The following is a 16,178-nucleotide window of genomic DNA, read 5'->3' as shown; positions in this document are numbered from 1 at the left end:
CGCGTGCCAAGGTACAGGGCTGTTTGCGGTGTCGGTAGCTCGAGCCTTGGCCGCACTCTTGCGGCACTAGGCAGGCGGCGAAAGCGTTCCGACCTCACGCAGCAAACGTGTTCGACGACTTCTTCCGTCGTCTGATGACTCACCAGCTCACAAGTGCGCCCAGTTACTGGCCTATCGCGGTACTTCGTCTGGCTGGGCAACGGACTGGTGCCAGTCGATGTGGTAGCCGGTGAGCCAGGATGCGGTGTTGCGTGGTCCTTTCTTGAGTTTTCGGGGGAGGACGGCGTCGCGGATCATCCGTTTGACGGGGCCGGGGGTTGCGTTGCCGCCCATGCGTGCGCTGGTGGCGACGACGCGTTCGACGCGGGGGCGTCGGATGGTTTCGTAGGCGTGGAATGCTTGGGGTGTGGGCAGGTCGCGGAGGCATTGGGCGAGGACGATGCTGTCTTCGATGGCCATGGAGGCGCCATGGCCGGCGTTGGGGGCGGAGACGTGGGCGGCGTCGCCGATGATGATGGTCGTGTCGGTGTGCCAGGTGGGCGTGGTGGCGATGTCGTAGCCGTTGGCGCCGGTGACGGCATCGTCGCTGGCGCGGACGATATCGGCTGCCGGTGTCCGGTCGCGTGCGAGGAGTCCGGCGACCCGTTGTTTCCATTCGTCGGAGGTGGTGCTGGCGAGTTGTTCTTTGGTGAGTTCGGTGCGGGGGTGGGGGAGGTTGGCGAACCACCAGGTCTGGCCGTCGGGTGCGGTGAGGAACGCGAAGAACGCCTTGCGGCCGAAGACCATCCGGAAGGTGCCGGGTTCGGTGGTGACGGCGGCGTGGGCGGCGTAGCCGCAGACGGTGATGGCGCCGGTGTAGCGCGGGTTCGGCGCGGCGGGGTCGATGAGCCCGCGGGTGGCGGAGTGGATGCCGTCCGCTCCGATCAGCAGGCTGCCTTGGGTTTCGGTGCCGTCGGCGAATTGCGCGGTGACCGGGTCGCCAGGTGTGGTGGTTGCGCTGGTGAGGCGTTTGCCGTGGTGGACGGCGATGCCGCGGCGGCTGGCTTCGTCGCGGAGTGCGCGGTAGAGCGTGGACCGCTTGATCATCCGCGGGCCGCGGTCTCCGGCGGCGCCGCCGATGGGGGCCTGGCCGAGCCGGGTGCCGCGGTGGTTGAAGAATTCGACGGTGCTGGCTGGGAAAGAGTGTGTGCGTACGAGGTCGGCGGCGTCGATGGCGGTGAGGGCGTCGAGTCCGTTGTGCATGATGCTGAGGAACGCGCCGACGCCGTCCGCGGTGGTGGGGTAGGCCTCGTAGATTGCCGAGTCGATCCCGGCTTTCTGCAGTGCCATCGCGGTGACGGGGCCGGCGATTCCCCCGCCGATGATCATGGCCGTGGTCATGGGTCTCCTGTCGAGTTCATGGCGCGGGAGAGGGACACCAGTTCGCGGACGTCCGCGTCGAGGCTGTCGGCGGCCGCGACGACGACCGGTGTCGCATGGACCGACCGGGCCTGTTGTCCTGCGGCTCGGGCGGCGAGCGCGTGTGTCAGCGAGCGCGCCAGGTCGTCGTAGCCTTCGCAGGCGCGGGGCGGCAGGTAGGGGCTGATGCGGACGAGACCGTCGCGGCATTCCACGACGCGGCGGTAGTAGCGCCGGTGCGTGCCGCGGAGCCGGAAGAGGTCGCGCCAGGGACTGGGGGTGACCCGTTGCAGTTCGTCGTCGGGAAACTGCGCGTGCAGCACTGTCCACAAAGGATCGAGCTGGCGGTATGCGCGGCGGTGGCCTGCCCAGACCCGCAGTGCGGTGACCCGCATCGCGGCGGCGGGATAGATGACGCCGGCGAGGAAGATGACGACGCCGGGAAGCAGGAAGACGGCTGCGGCTACCGCGCCGAGCAGGGTGGCCGCGGCGCCGCTGGTCTCGGCGAGCGCGGAGGGGGACGACGCGCCCGCCCGGCGCAGGATGATCTCGGGGATGAACACGCAGTTCGCCAGCACGATGGCGGCGAGGCCGACGGAGGCAATCCGGAGGCCGCGGGCGAGGCGCGGGTTGGCGTCGCGGGCGTAGCGGCGCGCCCAGAGGAACGCGGTGGCGAAGCCGAATGCCAGATAGAGATCCGCGGTGACGGTGAAAACGGCGCCCGCGGGCGAGGAACTGCTGTGGACCGTGGGAGGGGCGAGCGCCGCGGTGGCGATCAAAACGGCTTCGGCCGCGACGAGCGGCACGGCGAAACGGCGGGCTCGTGGCCATGCCTGGCGTGGTTCCAGGGCCGAGAAGAGGAAGAAAAGGACCAGACAGGTCACTCCGATCAGCAGCGTGCCGTGCTGGATCAGGCGGGACAGCATCGGCGGGAGGCCGAGCACGGTCGCCTCGCGGTCGGCGGCGAGGCCGAAGGGGAAGGCGAGAGCGAGACAGGCGACGAGACCCGTCAGGGCGCGCAGCGGCAGGTTCTGCGGGGTCCGGCTCAGTCGTAGGCCCAGCCAGGCCAGCACCGCGATGGCGGCGATGCCGTAGGCGAGGACGAGGTAGGTCATAGCCACCCCAGCCGGTCGCTGAGCGCGGTCTCCATTCGATGCGCAGTGCCGTTGCCTGCGGCGGGCACCCAGACACGGTCGAGAACCGAAGCCCACTCCAGGATGATGGTGGCGACTGTTTCCGCTTCGTATTCCTGCGCGGTGTCGTACGAGGTGCGGCGGAGCGCGCGGCGGACCGCGTCCGGCGCCAGGTCGGGGTACTCGGCGCGCAGGGACTCGGTCGAGGAACCCGGGCAGAGGTCGCTGAGCAGGGTGTCGTCGTGTGCGTCGCTGTCGTGGCCGGCCAGCATGTGACCGAGTTCGTGCAGGATGATGTGGTCTTGGTGCGGTTTGCTCGTTTCCTGCTGGTAGAAAATGTAGTCCGCCGAAGCCGCCGCGACCCAAGCACCGAACGGGCCGGGGACAGGGATGGGATGCGCACGCAGCCTGATCGGTTTGCCACGCTGGATCCCGACGCGGCGGCACAGTTCGGTGACATCCAACGGCGGATGGATGTCGAGATCAGTCAAGAGCTGCCGGCAGCGACGGCGCAGCTGCCGTTCGGACGTCATCTGCCCCTCCCTCCAGGCTCAGGACCGGACTAGCACATAAGCCACCGTGCCGGATCGCTCCCTTGCCTGCCACAGCGCTCACTCCGTTGGCGATTGGCCTCGCTCAGCCTGCTCGTCGCGATAGACCACGTCGAGCAGGTCCATCACCAGCCGTCGGCGCTCGGGGGACAGAGCACCCGCACGCATCGCGATCAGCTGGGCTTCACTCGTGTTCGCGGTCAGGCTTTCCTGCGCAGCCTGGAGCTTCTGCAGCTGTTCGTCGACCCGGTCGGTCACCGCGTCATCGAAGAAGTACGACGCCGGCACACCGAAGAACGCAGCCAGTGCATACAGGTGGCGCAGTGTCGGGTTGTCTTTCCGTGCCTTGCGCAGATGCCAGATGTAGCTTCCGGAAATCCCCACGCCCGTGGCGGTGATTTCCGCTGCGACGAAGTCGTTCGTGTACTCCTGGCCGCTGCGCGGCTTCATAGTCGCGAACAGCTTGTTCAGCCTGGCGGCCAGGATGTCCGCGAAGTTGTCCGGCAGGCTCGCCGGAAGGTGCCCATCCGGATACGCCGGTGTCGCCATGCGATCTCCACCCCGACTGCTTCCACTCACGTAAACACCCGTACGAGTGAGGATGTTGATCCTGGTTGAACTCGTCCGCGCGACCAGCCTAAACTCGCGATCATCGTGATTTCAACTCCGAACCAACGGTAGCGAACCGGACGCCTTCACGTCAGTCAAAGCCACTCGTTCGGAGGAAGATCAACAATGGTATCTACCTGGCCATCCCTGTCGGGGCAGGGGCCATGCTGCTCTGCCTGCGGACAGCCGCTCGGCTCGTGGGGCACGGACAAATACACCGGAGTGCTTAATCGGGAAGGGTGGGACGTCCGGGTCGCCTCGGTCCTCGACGGGTCCATAGGGCATGCGATCGCGCTGCTCGTCCTCGACCTTGATCATTTCAAGGCTGTCAACGACCGATACGGTCACCCTGCGGGCGACGCCGTCCTTCGCGTGGTCGCTGCGAAGCTCACGGCCGCGGTGCGGCGCGAAGACATCGTCGGGCGGTACGGCGGAGACGAATTCATGGCGCTCCTTCCCGGCGCGAACCGGGCGTGCGCAAAGGGGATCGCAGAACGGATCCTCGGGCGGATACGCGGCGCAGTCGTCGAAGCTCGGTCCGCGGACGGACGCTTTGTCGTCATCACTGGGCTGACCGCCTCCGTCGGCGGTGTCGTCCTGAACGCCCGCGGCCGCACTGGCATCGCGGATCTTGTCCGACGAGCCGATGCGAACCTCCTGAGCGCAAAGCGGTTTGGCAAGGACCGCGTGCTGATTGCGGCAGACGGCGACCTGTCCCGAAACCTCTGTCGTCCTAAACTCAGATGAGAGTCATCCAAACTACTCCCTTGTTGACAGTTGAAGATCGAGTCGACGGGGCCTACGCTGGCCTTATGGACGTTGCGCGTTCTGCGGCCTGATCTCCTCCCCGGCCGGCTGCACGAACGGACCTGCCCGTCTTCGAACTGCGACCTAGCCGCCGGGAGGATGCAATGACCGAGCTGTCGAACCGAACTGGACAAGTCCAGCTGACGTCCGGACGAACCCTGAGGCCCGTCAAGCGCCGCTGGCCTACCGCTCATGTAGACGGGACGGTTCCCGTCGGCTCCCGACACGACGGCGCGTGGCGCGACGGCTGGGATGCCGAGCAGCTGCGCAAGCTGTCAGACGTGAGGCGCCTTTTCAGCGGCGACTGGATGCACGCAGTCATCGTCGCGCTCGCCGATGGGCCAAAGCACTATAAAGAGCTTCTCGACACGATCAGGACACTATGCGAACGGGACCGCGGGCACCGTCGCACTCTGCACGAAAGCGTTCTCGCGCGCACGCTCAAAACCATGACTGCCGACGGGCTGATCCTTCGGCACCAGCAGTCCACAGCTTTTCCGCCCTCCGTGCAGTATTCGTTAAGTCCGGAGACGGCCGAAGCGCTCGACGCGATGATGCCGATGGTCACTTGGGCGACGAAACATGCCGATCTCATACAGCGTGCCCGCGCACGCCGATGCAACTCCCAGGCGTCCAGCTCCGAATGAGCTGAGTTATTGGGCAAGCCTCCTCGCTCGGGGTGCGGTCGTCGCAACCGTCACCCGGACCGGGCGTACAGGTCGCGCACATGCGGCGCGTACACCATGTTCTCGCGGGCGTACAGGTTGCGGCAGTGCTGGTCGCGCATGGCCAGGACCAGCAGTTCTGTGCGCGACAGGTTCAGACCGTAGGCGATCTTCACGACGGTGGGGATCGACGGCGCGGCCGCCATGCGTTCGACTCGCGACAACCACAGGCGATCGGCACCCGTCAGTTCGGCGACCTGGGTCAGGGTGCGATTGTGCCTGATGCGCCACAGGTAGAGCATTTCGCCGAAGCAGGTCAGGGTCCGGTGTGGCCCTGCGATGTCGGACGCTCGGACGGTGCGGTGTCCCCGGTCGCGGTCTGAACGGGTGGCTGCGGGGTAGCTGCGGCCTGCGGCGATCGCTAGTGCGTACGGATCGGCTTTCAGAGCGTAGGCCAAGGCTGCGGCGGTCCATAGTGATTGCAGCGGGGTGCGGCCTCGTTCGAGGGTTCCGATGGTGGAGGCGCTGATCCCGGATCGTACCGCGAGGCGGTTGATGCTCAGGCCCGATGCCTGCCGGCGTCTGCGCACGAAAGCTCCGGCTGTCTCGGGCGGTTGGGCTGCAGCGTCGGGTGTCGGTGTGCCGACGGCGGATGCGGGTATCGGTTCGAGGGTCACCGGTGGGCCTCGGTTGCCGTTGGGGGTTGGGCAAGTTCTGCCGCAGGCGAAAGTCGTTCCAGGTCTCGGATGCGGTCGTCGATCACCTTCCGGGATTGTGTCGTGGGCAGTGCGAGCAGACGCAGATCCGCGGTGAGCCGTCGGTAGGCTCCGTGGTCGGGGGCGAAGACACCCGCACTGTGGTGCGCGAAGTACGTGACCGGGCCTGCGGCCGTCTCGTAACAGGTGAACGGGGCCTGCAGTGCCGGGCTGCCGCAGATCTCCGACGGAACGATGCGCACTCTGATCATCGGGTTCGCCTTCTCTAGCGCCCGCAGGAATCGGAGCTGGCTGCAGGTGACCGCCGGTGCTCGGAGATGGGACGACAGGGCAGGCTCGCCAAGGAAGACTTCGACCTGTTTTCTGCTCGTTTCCGCGGTAGGGGTCCGCAGAAGCCTTCGCTGCGCTGCCTGGGCTCTGACGAATTCACTGACACATCCGGGAGCCGCGCCGAGATCCTTCAGGACAACGCGGGCGTAGTCGGAGGTCCACAGGGAGGCGGGAACGAGGGTCGGATGGTAGTCCACAAAGGATTTTGCGAGTTGGGTGAAGTGGCTGCGTGCTTCGGCATGGTGGCGGTGGTGAGCCGGGTGGAGGATTACCACGCTGTGGTCGGTTGTCCTCGCGAGGCTGGAGATGTAGGCGTGGTCGTCTGGAGCGACGGACAGGGCGCAGAGGATTCCGCCGACGTGCTCGGCGTCGGGCTTGCGCACGCCGAGTTCCCACTGTGCGACTTGCGCGTGGTGCTTGTGGATCAGGTTCGCCACTTCGCGCAAGGTCTTGTCGGCCTTGCGGCGTTGCGCGTGAAGGACAGCGCCGAGCAGCAGGTGCCGGGGCGACGGCTGAGGGGTGTCTTGTTTGCTCGTCACGAAACGTCCATGTTCTTGCGCTATTGCCGAAGCAGGGTCGGTGGGAGTGGGCGGCGCGGACTGTGCGTCGAGGGAGCCCGCGCCAGGACCGCTTTCGTCTTCTTTGGTCGGGGTGGGCCATTGTCGGCTTGGGCGGCGCGGAGGCTGATCGCGTTTTGGCCGCCATGGGGCCGGATTGCGACTTTCTCGCGCAGGAGGAGCCGGCGGATCGTGCCATAAGACGCGTGGTGCGTGTCCGCGACCTGCTGGATGGTGGCTCCGCCCTGGTAGTCGCTGACGACTCGCGCGACGTTGAGTTCTCGTTTCACTCCTTGCCGGACAGGGGGCATCGCGACGCCCTGTTGGCGAAGAATCCGGCCTGTCCAGCTCAGAGACAGCCCGTAGACAGCGGCGATCCTCGTGATCGTTGCGCCGTCCCGGTATGCCTGCGCCATTTTCTCGTTGCGGCTGTTCAACTCAGGTGTGCTAGCTGGCATCACGACAACCGATGCTCGGCGCGATGGTATGGGTATGGACGTCGAGCCGGATGGGCTGCTCCCGTAACAGATCTCGGTGCGTGCGGGCCCACAGGTAGGTGCCGCGCAGCACCACGTGTCGGCACCTCCCGATGTCCAAGCCCCGCGGGAAGAACTTCCGCCAGCGTCCGGACGCGACATTCTTGTCGTAGGCCGCGGCCCATTCGGCCAGTTCGCGATCGCCTGTTCCGGCGGTGATCCCGGAGGATGCCGGGTCTTTCTCGAACCACTCGCCGGCGTACATGCCTAATACCAAATCGTCGTCGGAGAACGCTGTTGCGAGGTGTTCGCGTATCCGGCGGTACAGCACGGCCGGAACATCGGCGAGCAGCGGTCCGACCAAGCTGGCGGCCTCCTGTAGTACGCGATTCGCGGCGGCGGTGGTCACGCACGGGATCGTCCAGCAGACGGTCCGGTCGGGCAGCACGTCGTCGAAGACGCGTGCGTCCAGCACGCCCGTGTCCTGGTCCAGTGTTATGGCCACAGCCTGTGCGCGTTGTCGGCCCGGCAGGTGCCGGTGCAGGTTGGTCGGTGAAGCTTCGTCCAGCAGGAGGATCTGTGCTTCGGCCGCGCGCAGCTGTCCGGCAGGCTGCCGTGCTCGTGCGCGGTCACTGAGTTCACGCGCGGCCTCGTCAGCGGTGATCAGTGCCGCGGCGGTGTCGAACTCCCGGCCGTCACCGGTGTGCGGGACGAAAGTAGCCTGGTCGAGCGCAGCGAGCCGGGCCAGTCGCCAGCCGCGGGGATGCGGGTCGCCGGGCATGTCGCTGTCGGCGAACCACATCCGCCACGTGCGTCCGCTCTTGTCGACCGTTTCGTGGACAAATCCCGGAGCGTCGTAGAGTCGACGCCATGTCGGCAGTCCGATGCGGTCTTGCACGGCTGGGGTCCAGTTTGCGTGATCCGGCATCAGCGGCAGCTCCATCGTGTGCTGGTCGGGCATTCCATGAGTCCGTGCCTCGTGGTGATCAGTTCTGTGGTGTTCCAGCCGGTCGGCCTGTCGGTAGTGTGCGACCAGACGACTGTGACCGTCTGTGCCGCGTCGCAGAGGCCGTAGAGCCTGCAGTCGCAATAGAGTGTCGGGTCGGGCTCGTCGAAATTCCGGGTGCAGAAGTCCCTGTGGTGGCTGTTGAACGTGCGGCCGGTCGAACCGGCACCGCTGGTGACCTCGAGGTAGGCGAGCTGGACCGTCTTGGTTCCGGTGCCGCCGTCCGCGTTGATCTCCTGGGACAAGGAGTGCAGTCCACAGTGACAAGCGTTCAGCAAATCTCGTTGCTTCTCATTGGTCGGTGCTGGCTTTCGAGAGCCGCGCGATGTCGGCCGCCGCGGGGACTCGCGTTCTGCGTGCGGCAAGCGGGTTCCGTCGGCCTCTGCGAGTGTCTGCAACGGTTTCTTGCCTCCTGTCTGTCTATCGACGGGCGCTGCTGTGTGCTGACGTCGTCGGGTATCAACGGGCCGCGGCGGTAAACCGGATGACTGGAGCGCTAGTTCTCGCCGTCCGCGTCCTGATTCGGCTTCGTTGTCGGCCGGACCGCATCGGCGAACCTCTCCAGGTCTTCCGGCCAGGGTGCCGGGTACTCCGTCGTACTTTGGCTTTTGGTCTTAGTGGTCTCGGCATCCATGGCTGCGCCCTTCTGCGCGGACGACCAGTACGTGGTGAGCATGTCGCGGACGGCGACCGGAACCCCTTGTGGTCCCAGAGGAACGGTGACGTCCTCGAGGATCTGCCACAGCGCCCGATCGGCCGGCTCGGGATCGACCTCTGCGCCGAGGGTGCGGCGGTGGCGGTCGATGGCCTCGGCGAGCCTGCGCACGGCGTTGCGGTGCCTGCGGTTCAGGGCGGCTGCCTTGTGGTTTTCGTCGGCAGCGGCGGCTCGCGTCTGGGACAACCTGGTCTCGACGAGGCGTTTGAACATGGTGACGCGGACACGCCACTGGCTGTATCGCTGTTCGTAGTGCGACGTCGGGTCGAAGCCCAGTTTGCTGCCTCGTTCGTTGCGCCTTGATCGCCGCGTGCGGAGGTCGTTGTCGACCCTGTGCTGTGTCGCGATCAAGATCGTCCGGACCCGGTCGAGCAGCGGCGGGAGTAGCAGGGCTTGCCACAGTCCGGTCGCGTCCGGGCCGAGGTTGGCAAGGACCAGTTCTTCGAGCTGGTCGTCGCTGCGCCCGATCAGTTCGGCGAAGTCCGGAACTGCATCTGTCGCATCATCGAGGCGACTGCTCTGCGCCTCCCTTGACGTCATCTGGTATCCCAAGGCAGGAACCGGCTCCGAACGCGGCAACTCGCCATCTCTGGCCGAGAGCCAGCCGCGGTTGTCAATCGCTGTGCGGAGTAACTGGGTCATGGTGTCCACGCCCGCCACGGAACGTCGGCGGACAGGCTTCCGGCGGCGAGCACCTCCGCGATTGCCGCCGGGCGCAGCACAGAGACCTCGGCCTCGCCCGCCCACCGGTGCGTACGAGGCCGGTGAACGGTGATGCGGTCGGTGTCGGCGAGCGTCACGTCAAACAGGAACGCCAGCTCGGACGACGACCCGTGCCGGCCTCCGTCTATTTCGTGCTCGACGACGGAGCAGAAGTCGAGTCCGGTGATCGCTGCGTCGATCTGGCCGCGCAGGGTGCGGCGGAGTGCCTGCTCGACGGGTTCGCCGTCGCGGACCGGGCCGCCTGGCAAGACAAAGGCACCGGTGTCGTCGGTGATGAACAGGATGTCTTCGTCGCGGCCGATGAGGGCGTACGTTCCTACTCGTGGCCCTGGTGTGCGGCAGGCGTTGTTGTTCATAGCGGATGTCCCATCGAGTGCTGAGGGCCCGAACCGATCGGCGCGGCCGGGCGTGTCTTGCGGACCCGCCAGCCTCGGTTGCGCATCTGAACTCCGGCCTCGGAAAGAACCCGGTGCACGAAGCCGTACGAGCGCCCGCATTCCTCGGCCAGCGCACGAACAGTCGCGCCTTTCTCGTACCTCTTCTTCAGCTTCCTGCGCATCGCGTCCCGGGCGGGTCCGGTGATCCGACACCCCTTGATGCTGATTGCTGGCGCTGCCAAGGTGTCCCGTCCTTTCTCTTGTTATCGAAATCGGTGCCGCGCGACTAGGCGCTTCCGGGATGAGGAGGCGGCTCGTGCTGCGCATGGTGTCCTTCGCGCTAATGGTTGGCTGGTGCGAGATCGCGGTCCTCGACCGGCCATGCGATCTGCGTCGCGGTCCAGTCGTCCAGCGGCCGGTGGCGGATGACGGAGGGGCGGCTCATCTCGGCCGCCCGATCGTCTGGGAACCCTCCGGGTGCTGCGGGAATTCGCGCCGCGTCCTGCGCGGTACCGGGCCGGTAGATCACGGCTGCTGACTCCTCTCGTACGCGCGGCGGGCACGGTCCCCGCCGGGAAGCACTTGATGCACCACATCAGAACGACGTCCTCGCGAGGCTCCCCGTCGGCAAGGCAGATGACTCCGCAGTCGCTCATCCCGAGCCAGGTGCGCCCGCGGCACAGGATTCGCAGGAGTCTCTGCGGAACCTTGTGCATCACCGCTTCGCCGCGAAGTGAGAACGGCCAGAGTGCGAGGCACACCCTGTATGAGGGCGCATTGGGGCTCTCCCGGAACATGTCAAGCTGCCTTCAACTCAGCGAGCAGTTGGCCCTTGTCGCATTCGCAGAGTTCAGCGAGCGCGTCTTGCGCGGGCCGGGGAACGAGCAGCCGGCCTATTGAGTACGGGGGCAGGTCTCGCAAGCGGATCTCTGCCCAGCGTGCGAGTGGATGTCCCGACCGGGCCAGCTCGGCTAGGTTCACGACTACCGTGCCGTCGCTGATCGCCTCGTCGTACACGCGCTCGAACAAGCGTCCGGGCGGCAGTCCCAATACGTTGCAGTACACCGTGAACCGGGCGACCGTCATCGCGCGCGTTCCGAACTCGTGCGAGGCGATAGTCTGCGTCGCCTGGCCAACACCCATCGCGCGCCAAGTCCTGCCGCGTCCAGTCGCCGATCTCGCGTTCACAACGCAACGCCCTGCCCAGGATCTTCAGGAACCTCGCTTCGACGTCTGCGCGACCGTCCAGTTCACCGTCGGGATTCTCGGGCGCACGGGTGTCCTGCTTTCGCCCATCGTCGTTTGTCATGACGCCCTCCTGCCGCGCTGGCTTCGTCCGCGAACGCGATGAGGCCGCCGAGCCGGCGGGGGCCGGCGATGCCGTCCGGTTGGACCGCCCTGGACGAGCACAAGAACAGCCCGCCGCTTCTCGCTCTGCCGCATACGGGACAGGTGAATGAGCCGAGCGCACTCGACGCATTGAGCGCCGGGGGCCGAGATAGCGAGCGAACACTCCAGCTGACGACCGCAGACGGCGACGAGGGGTACGCCGTGCTCGCGAGACTCGTAGAAGGCCTCGTCGGTGACCTGATGCTGCATGCCGTCGCGCCCGCAGGTATAGGGCGTCGTCCACAGGCGTTGGACTGGTGCGGCCATTCCAGACACCTCTCATCCGGGGTGGAGCGCGGTGGAGGCGACCGGTCGGGGTCAGCCGCCTCCACCGCGGCTATGGGGCGGCAGACAGGCGAGGGCGCCTAGGCTTTCTGCCGCTGGGCAGAATGTGAACGCCGTCGGGCTCGACCTCGCCCGTCCGCCGCCGATTTCCCCGAAGGCATGCGCGCCGCGCGGCACGAAACACCGCCGGGGTGGCTACTGAGTCAGAGCTGGACGTTGCCGTGACCGATCAGGTGGCTGAATCGGCGGGCTCGAGCATTGCATTCAGCTCGTCGCGGATGATCGCGGCAGACTGCTCAGGCGGACGGTTTGAGCAATCCAGGGTCAGAACGGGGAAGCCGACCTCATCCAGCATCGTGCGAGCTTCCCGGTAGAACTTGGTCTCCGTGCGGCTATTGCCTGGCGGGCTCTGGAAGCGGTTGTGCGGTCCACGTGCGTGCAACCGTTCCGAGATCACGTCGGGGTCGGCCTCAAGGATGACCGTAAGGTCCGGTCGTTCGACTTCTTCGTTGATCTGCCAGAGAAACACGGGGTCCACGCCGTCGAAGCGCTGGACGACCAGCCCCGATGCCAGGTACCGGTCGGAGATCACCACGTGGCCAGTCTGAATACGTGGCTTGATCTCGGTTTCCACGTGGTGATACCGGTCAGCCGCGTACAAGCATGCGAGAGCGTGACCGGTGACAGTCGGTGTGAGTTCGGCGGCGAGCTTCCCGATCGGGCCGTTCGACGGCTCCGCCGTCACGTGCACGTGACGGCCCTCCGCAAGAAGAATCTGTGCCAGATGCCGGACGATCGTCGTCTTTCCCGCACCGCCGGGGCCGTCGACGCTGATGAGCAGGCCGCGGTCGAGATCAGAAGAGGACGGCGTCATCTTCGTCACCTCGCTCCGGTCGTTCGCGGAGTGCTTCGAGCGATCGCCCGGCCGCGACATGAGCAAATAACCGGGCGGTCACCGTCGTGTCGTACGCGGCGCGATGCGGCTGCTGCATGTCCTCCAGCCCAGCGTCAAGCCCGAGCTGCCTGACAAGCGATCCGAGCTTGTAAGTCGGATGGCCGGGCAAGAAGCGCCGCGAGAGCTTGAGCGTGTCGAACACTTCGGGGCATTCCCAGTCGCCAAGTTCGCGCTCCAGCACACCGACGTCAACATGGGCGTTGTGGGCGATGAGCGCGGGGGCGTCCAAGGCCTTCAGCACCTCGGCGGCGATTTCGGCGAATGCGGGAGCTCCTGCTACCTGCTCATTGGTGATCCCGTGGATCCGCTTCGCGAAAGGGGTGATCGGCCGGCCAGGCCGCACTAGCCACGAGACGGGCTCGCTGATGCTTCCGTGTTCGATCCGGACAGCCGCAATCTCCACGAGATCGGCGGGCTGTTGGCCGTTGCCCTCGACATCCACGACGACGTAGCTGAGTGCAGTCCAGTCAGTCATGCTGGAACTCCCGTCCATCCAATGTCGGCGCGACCATGCCGGAGCGCATGGTGAGGGTGTCTCGCGTCGTGCACCTGAAACCCGAGCGCGTGCTGGAGGAAGTACCGTGGCTGCTCAGTTTCCAAGCCGGACACGACGACGGCCCGCTGGGAAATGTCTACGACCTCAAGGTCGCGCGCCTCGGGCAACACGCTGGCGCAACGGTGTACATCTTCTGTTGCTGGCACGCGTTGCGCCCCGGCACACAGTTCTCTCTGCGGGAGCGGGCAGATGTCGCAAAGTTCCCGAATGCCGTAGTGACCGTTGTAGTCGGGCAGGCCATGCGCGTACGACACGGCACAGGAAGTCTTGCGGAACAAAGCAGCCGAGTCAGCAAACGCATCGAGGACCCGGCGTTCCAGCGTCTCGGGCACGATCTTGCGGCGTGCAGTATCGGTATAGGGCTCGGGGATGCCGTTGGCCTTGTAGTACGCGGCGATCTGGTCGCGGTAGAAAAGTCCAGTGAAAACCGTAGCGTCCGCGTGCCGGCTCAACTCGTACGCAATGGAGAGGTGCTGATCGGTGTCGTTCAGGCCGGGGACGAGCGGACGCCAATAGAGAATCGTCCGGTACCTTCGCCGCACCGGTTCGCTCATCAGCTTCAACGACTCGGCTGCGACGTGCGACGGGTACGGTTCGATCTTCGGGTCGTCGATCCCTGAGTAGGTGAACAGCAGCGTCAGCTTGACGTGGCGAAGCTGGTTCAACCGGTCGATGTCGTAGGGCTTGAGCTGGTGCCGCGTGATGACCAGCACGTGATTGGTCAGCTCGCGTTCGTCCAGATCTTCGAGCACCGCATACGTGTGCGGGCGGACCTTCGGCAAGAAAGGCTCGGTGGCCCGGTTGAACAACTGGACCGGTGTGACGTGCGGTTGAAAATACCGGTGGTTGACCAGTTCGTCCACCGCTTGCGCGTCCGGCATGAGCGCAACAGGCTGATCCTTGTCCCACAACCCGTAGGTATGCCGGATGCAATATGCGCATCCCAGTGGGCATCCCTGGATGTGGTTGAGGCTCAAGCCGCTCTTTCGATATTCGACCACCTCGCGCGCACTCTCGGAGAGGAGGCCGATCCGGTCCTTGCTGAGCAGGGGTACTGGCGTAATCACGTAGCTCGTCTCCAAGGTCGGCCGGGGCGGACTCAGGGAGACTAGGCAGGTTCACGTGCGCGAGAAAAGCAAGTTGCTCGTAGTTGCACGCAACAAGTCAAACAGTTGATGATCGGAGCAACGTGGCGCTAGTCCTGCGGCAGCTGCTCTGCGAACTCGTCCATGACGCGCGTGATGATGGCGCGAGCGGCACGGCCATAGCTGGCGACAGCGGCGAGTTCGCTGAAGACGTCCGAGTACAGCTCGATCTCTTGGGGCTGTGCGAGGTTGAGGGCCGCGGAATATGTCTCGACCAGGACCTTCTCCTCGTCGTACAACCAGAACCCGTGCCACGGTGCTGCGGTGTACTGGGTGTCAAATCCGATGATCCCGAGCTTGACGTTGGGGAGCGCGGAGATCGAGACCAGGCGATCAAGCTGGCCGAGCATGACCGGCACAGTTGACAGGCGGAAGCGCAGAGCCGCCTCGGTGAGGACGAAGTGGAAGCGCTTGTCCGGCCGGTAGAAGATGTCCTGCCGCTTCAGGCGGCCCGCGACTGCGTCGTTGATGTCGTTGGCGAGCTTGAAGACACGGATGCTTTCGGCGAAACGCGCGCGAGCGTACTCGGAGGTCTGAAGGAGCCCCGGAATCACGGTCGACTCGAATACGCGGAACAGCTGCGTCTTTTGATCCAGTTCAGCAAGCGAGTTCTGCCGCGGCCGGATGCCGCCACGAAGAATCCGCTGCCACTCGGCGTGCTGAACTTCCAGTGTGCGGAGCGACGCGAGCAGTGCAGGAGCCTCGTCCTCGCGCCCAGTCGCCTTCGTCCAGGACTTGATGTCGTCTTCGCTGGGTTTCTGCTTGCCGTTTTCGATCTTGGAGATCTTCGAGAAATGCCATGACAGCGACTCCGCGAGCTTCCTGCCGGTCAGACCGGCTTGTTCGCGCAGCTCGCGGAGCCGACCGCCGAGCGCCATGCGCGCCTCATGGACGTTCGAGGGATCAGAGGCCCTGTTGCTTGGCAAAATCGTCCCGCCGTACCGCGTGATGCCAGGCTGCATCACGCCAGTAGTTGTGTTGAACTACCTGCTCCGGGTCTTCGACGACCTCGCCGCCTAAGAATCCCATGCGATCGTCGAAATGCATCCGAACCAGCAAGCGCGAGTCGAACAACCAGTAGTCATGCTTCGGCAGCCGGTCGGCACGGGTTCGCGGAAGGTAGCGGATGTCTTCGCCTGCTCCGCCGGTGAACTGCGAACACCACACGCCGAACCGGCTGTAGTCCGTGAGCGGCATTGAGACGATGCGCACGCGGCTGAAGAGCCGGCCCGCGGCCTTCGCTTCGCGGATCATGTCAAGCCAGCTCTGCATCCAGGGCAGGTCGTCCGGCTCGCCGGCGAGGAATTTGCGCAGGGACTCGTTCTCGTACGTCGCGTCGTACTGATCGAAGGTCTCCAAGCGGAAGGCCGTGTGCTCGAAGCCATGGAAGAGTTGCCTGAACTCCGGTCCTGGCTTGATCAGCTCAGTCAGCGTGTTCCTCCTTCGGCTCCTGCTGTGCGTAGCGTTTGGCGTAGAACTTCAGGACATCCTCGGGGATCTCGATCAGGGTCTCATGATCGGGGACCGGTCCGATGGCGGCCAGCGCTTGCGGGTCAGTCACCCTCCATCCCTGGGCAATGTAGGTGGTGCGGTCAGTCCGGTCAGTGGCATAGAGCGTCGGCGAGTTGTCGACCTGGGATTCGGGATCCTTGCCGAGGAACGTAACGTGCATCATGCCTCCGTTTCGAGCAACTTCCATCTTGTTGCTCACCATGGTGACGCACGACACCATGACCGTCAACGGTGAGAATGCGGGTCCTTGGGCTGAAGCGCGGGATCGCTGCC

General features: G+C 65.5%; 22 protein-coding genes. 2 read left to right on the top strand and 20 right to left on the bottom strand.

Annotated elements, in window-relative coordinates; translation table 11 throughout:
• Positions 1–171 precede the first annotated feature (171 nt).
• The 4 genes from H5411_RS16740 to H5411_RS16725 form a co-directional block, all read right to left on the bottom strand.
• Entirely contained in the window at positions 172–1,380 is a 1,209-nt protein-coding gene (locus H5411_RS16740) for an FAD-dependent oxidoreductase (RefSeq protein ID WP_037359917.1), read from the bottom strand.
• A complete protein-coding gene (locus H5411_RS16735) occupies positions 1,377–2,513 on the bottom strand; it encodes an MAB_1171c family putative transporter (RefSeq protein WP_183124306.1) in 1,137 nt (378 codons plus the stop codon). Before H5411_RS16735 ends, H5411_RS16740 begins: the two co-directional genes overlap by 4 nt.
• On the bottom strand, positions 2,510–3,064 hold the full coding sequence (locus tag H5411_RS16730) for a hypothetical protein (RefSeq protein WP_037359919.1): 555 nt from the start codon (positions 3,062–3,064) through the stop codon (positions 2,510–2,512). Before H5411_RS16730 ends, H5411_RS16735 begins: the two co-directional genes overlap by 4 nt.
• A 78-nt stretch (positions 3,065–3,142) precedes the next feature.
• Positions 3,143–3,631 (bottom strand): helix-turn-helix domain-containing protein, encoded by a 489-nt coding sequence (locus H5411_RS16725; RefSeq protein WP_235079090.1) that lies wholly within the window; start codon positions 3,629–3,631, stop codon positions 3,143–3,145.
• A 186-nt stretch (positions 3,632–3,817) separates the two neighbouring features.
• Between H5411_RS16725 and H5411_RS16720 the strand changes: the two genes are divergently transcribed.
• Positions 3,818–4,438, top strand: a complete 621-nt coding sequence (locus H5411_RS16720; protein WP_081655057.1) for a GGDEF domain-containing protein — start codon at positions 3,818–3,820, stop codon at positions 4,436–4,438.
• Positions 4,439–4,602: 164 nt separating this feature from the next.
• Complete coding sequence (locus H5411_RS16715; RefSeq protein ID WP_081655058.1) at positions 4,603–5,145, top strand: winged helix-turn-helix transcriptional regulator; 543 nt, start codon at positions 4,603–4,605, stop codon at positions 5,143–5,145.
• Positions 5,146–5,195: 50 nt separating this feature from the next.
• Here the strand turns inward: H5411_RS16715 and H5411_RS48955 are convergent, their stop codons facing one another.
• The 16 genes from H5411_RS48955 to H5411_RS16645 all read right to left on the bottom strand — a co-directional run bounded on the left by H5411_RS48955 (position 5,196) and on the right by H5411_RS16645 (position 16,125).
• Positions 5,196–5,840, bottom strand: coding sequence for a transcriptional regulator (locus tag H5411_RS48955; RefSeq protein WP_106964894.1), 645 nt, complete (start codon positions 5,838–5,840; stop codon positions 5,196–5,198).
• Positions 5,837–6,748 (bottom strand): Scr1 family TA system antitoxin-like transcriptional regulator, encoded by a 912-nt coding sequence (locus tag H5411_RS16705; protein ID WP_037359923.1) that lies wholly within the window; start codon positions 6,746–6,748, stop codon positions 5,837–5,839. Before H5411_RS16705 ends, H5411_RS48955 begins: the two co-directional genes overlap by 4 nt.
• Positions 6,749–6,768: 20 nt before the next feature.
• Positions 6,769–7,077: a helix-turn-helix domain-containing protein gene (locus H5411_RS49315; protein ID WP_376772166.1), complete on the bottom strand. Its 309-nt coding sequence runs from the start codon at positions 7,075–7,077 to the stop codon at positions 6,769–6,771.
• Positions 7,078–7,213: 136 nt separating this feature from the next.
• The gene (locus H5411_RS16700) at positions 7,214–8,203 is read right to left on the bottom strand and encodes a hypothetical protein (protein ID WP_158684460.1); all 990 of its coding nucleotides are present in this window, start codon (positions 8,201–8,203) and stop codon (positions 7,214–7,216) included.
• Positions 8,170–8,493, bottom strand: a complete 324-nt coding sequence (locus H5411_RS16695; protein ID WP_037359927.1) for a hypothetical protein — start codon at positions 8,491–8,493, stop codon at positions 8,170–8,172. Before H5411_RS16695 ends, H5411_RS16700 begins: the two co-directional genes overlap by 34 nt.
• Before the next feature lie 251 nt (positions 8,494–8,744).
• Complete coding sequence (locus H5411_RS16690; RefSeq protein WP_158684461.1) at positions 8,745–9,614, bottom strand: hypothetical protein; 870 nt, start codon at positions 9,612–9,614, stop codon at positions 8,745–8,747.
• Positions 9,602–10,042 carry an NUDIX domain-containing protein gene (locus H5411_RS16685; protein WP_037359931.1) on the bottom strand — a complete coding sequence of 147 codons (441 nt, stop codon included), beginning with the start codon at positions 10,040–10,042 and terminating at the stop codon, positions 9,602–9,604. The genes H5411_RS16690 and H5411_RS16685 overlap by 13 nt, the downstream gene beginning before the upstream one ends.
• Positions 10,039–10,245: a helix-turn-helix domain-containing protein gene (locus H5411_RS47045; protein ID WP_081655060.1), complete on the bottom strand. Its 207-nt coding sequence runs from the start codon at positions 10,243–10,245 to the stop codon at positions 10,039–10,041. Before H5411_RS47045 ends, H5411_RS16685 begins: the two co-directional genes overlap by 4 nt.
• A gap of 158 nt (positions 10,246–10,403) precedes the next feature.
• Complete coding sequence (locus H5411_RS16680; RefSeq protein ID WP_037359933.1) at positions 10,404–10,592, bottom strand: hypothetical protein; 189 nt, start codon at positions 10,590–10,592, stop codon at positions 10,404–10,406.
• A 269-nt stretch (positions 10,593–10,861) separates the two neighbouring features.
• Positions 10,862–11,206 (bottom strand): hypothetical protein, encoded by a 345-nt coding sequence (locus tag H5411_RS16675; protein WP_037359935.1) that lies wholly within the window; start codon positions 11,204–11,206, stop codon positions 10,862–10,864.
• A gap of 760 nt (positions 11,207–11,966) precedes the next feature.
• Positions 11,967–12,611 carry a dTMP kinase gene (tmk, locus tag H5411_RS16670; protein WP_037359936.1) on the bottom strand — a complete coding sequence of 215 codons (645 nt, stop codon included), beginning with the start codon at positions 12,609–12,611 and terminating at the stop codon, positions 11,967–11,969.
• On the bottom strand, positions 12,592–13,167 hold the full coding sequence (locus H5411_RS16665) for a 3'-5' exonuclease (RefSeq protein ID WP_037359938.1): 576 nt from the start codon (positions 13,165–13,167) through the stop codon (positions 12,592–12,594). Before H5411_RS16665 ends, tmk begins: the two co-directional genes overlap by 20 nt.
• On the bottom strand, positions 13,164–14,315 hold the full coding sequence (locus H5411_RS16660) for a radical SAM protein (protein ID WP_037359940.1): 1,152 nt from the start codon (positions 14,313–14,315) through the stop codon (positions 13,164–13,166). Before H5411_RS16660 ends, H5411_RS16665 begins: the two co-directional genes overlap by 4 nt.
• Positions 14,316–14,443: 128 nt before the next feature.
• Positions 14,444–15,271 (bottom strand): helix-turn-helix domain-containing protein, encoded by an 828-nt coding sequence (locus tag H5411_RS16655; RefSeq protein ID WP_235079091.1) that lies wholly within the window; start codon positions 15,269–15,271, stop codon positions 14,444–14,446.
• A 25-nt stretch (positions 15,272–15,296) separates the two neighbouring features.
• Positions 15,297–15,812 (bottom strand): DUF6879 family protein, encoded by a 516-nt coding sequence (locus H5411_RS16650; protein WP_376772165.1) that lies wholly within the window; start codon positions 15,810–15,812, stop codon positions 15,297–15,299.
• Between the two features lie 4 nt (positions 15,813–15,816).
• Positions 15,817–16,125 (bottom strand): hypothetical protein, encoded by a 309-nt coding sequence (locus H5411_RS16645; RefSeq protein ID WP_374204457.1) that lies wholly within the window; start codon positions 16,123–16,125, stop codon positions 15,817–15,819.
• Positions 16,126–16,178 lie beyond the last annotated feature (53 nt).

The sequence above is a fragment of the Amycolatopsis echigonensis genome, assembly GCF_014174495.1.
In the GTDB taxonomy this organism is placed as follows: Bacteria; Actinomycetota; Actinomycetes; order Mycobacteriales; family Pseudonocardiaceae; genus Amycolatopsis; species Amycolatopsis echigonensis.
Note: the sequence above shows the minus strand (reverse complement) of the source record. Positions and strands in the feature narration are given on the sequence as shown.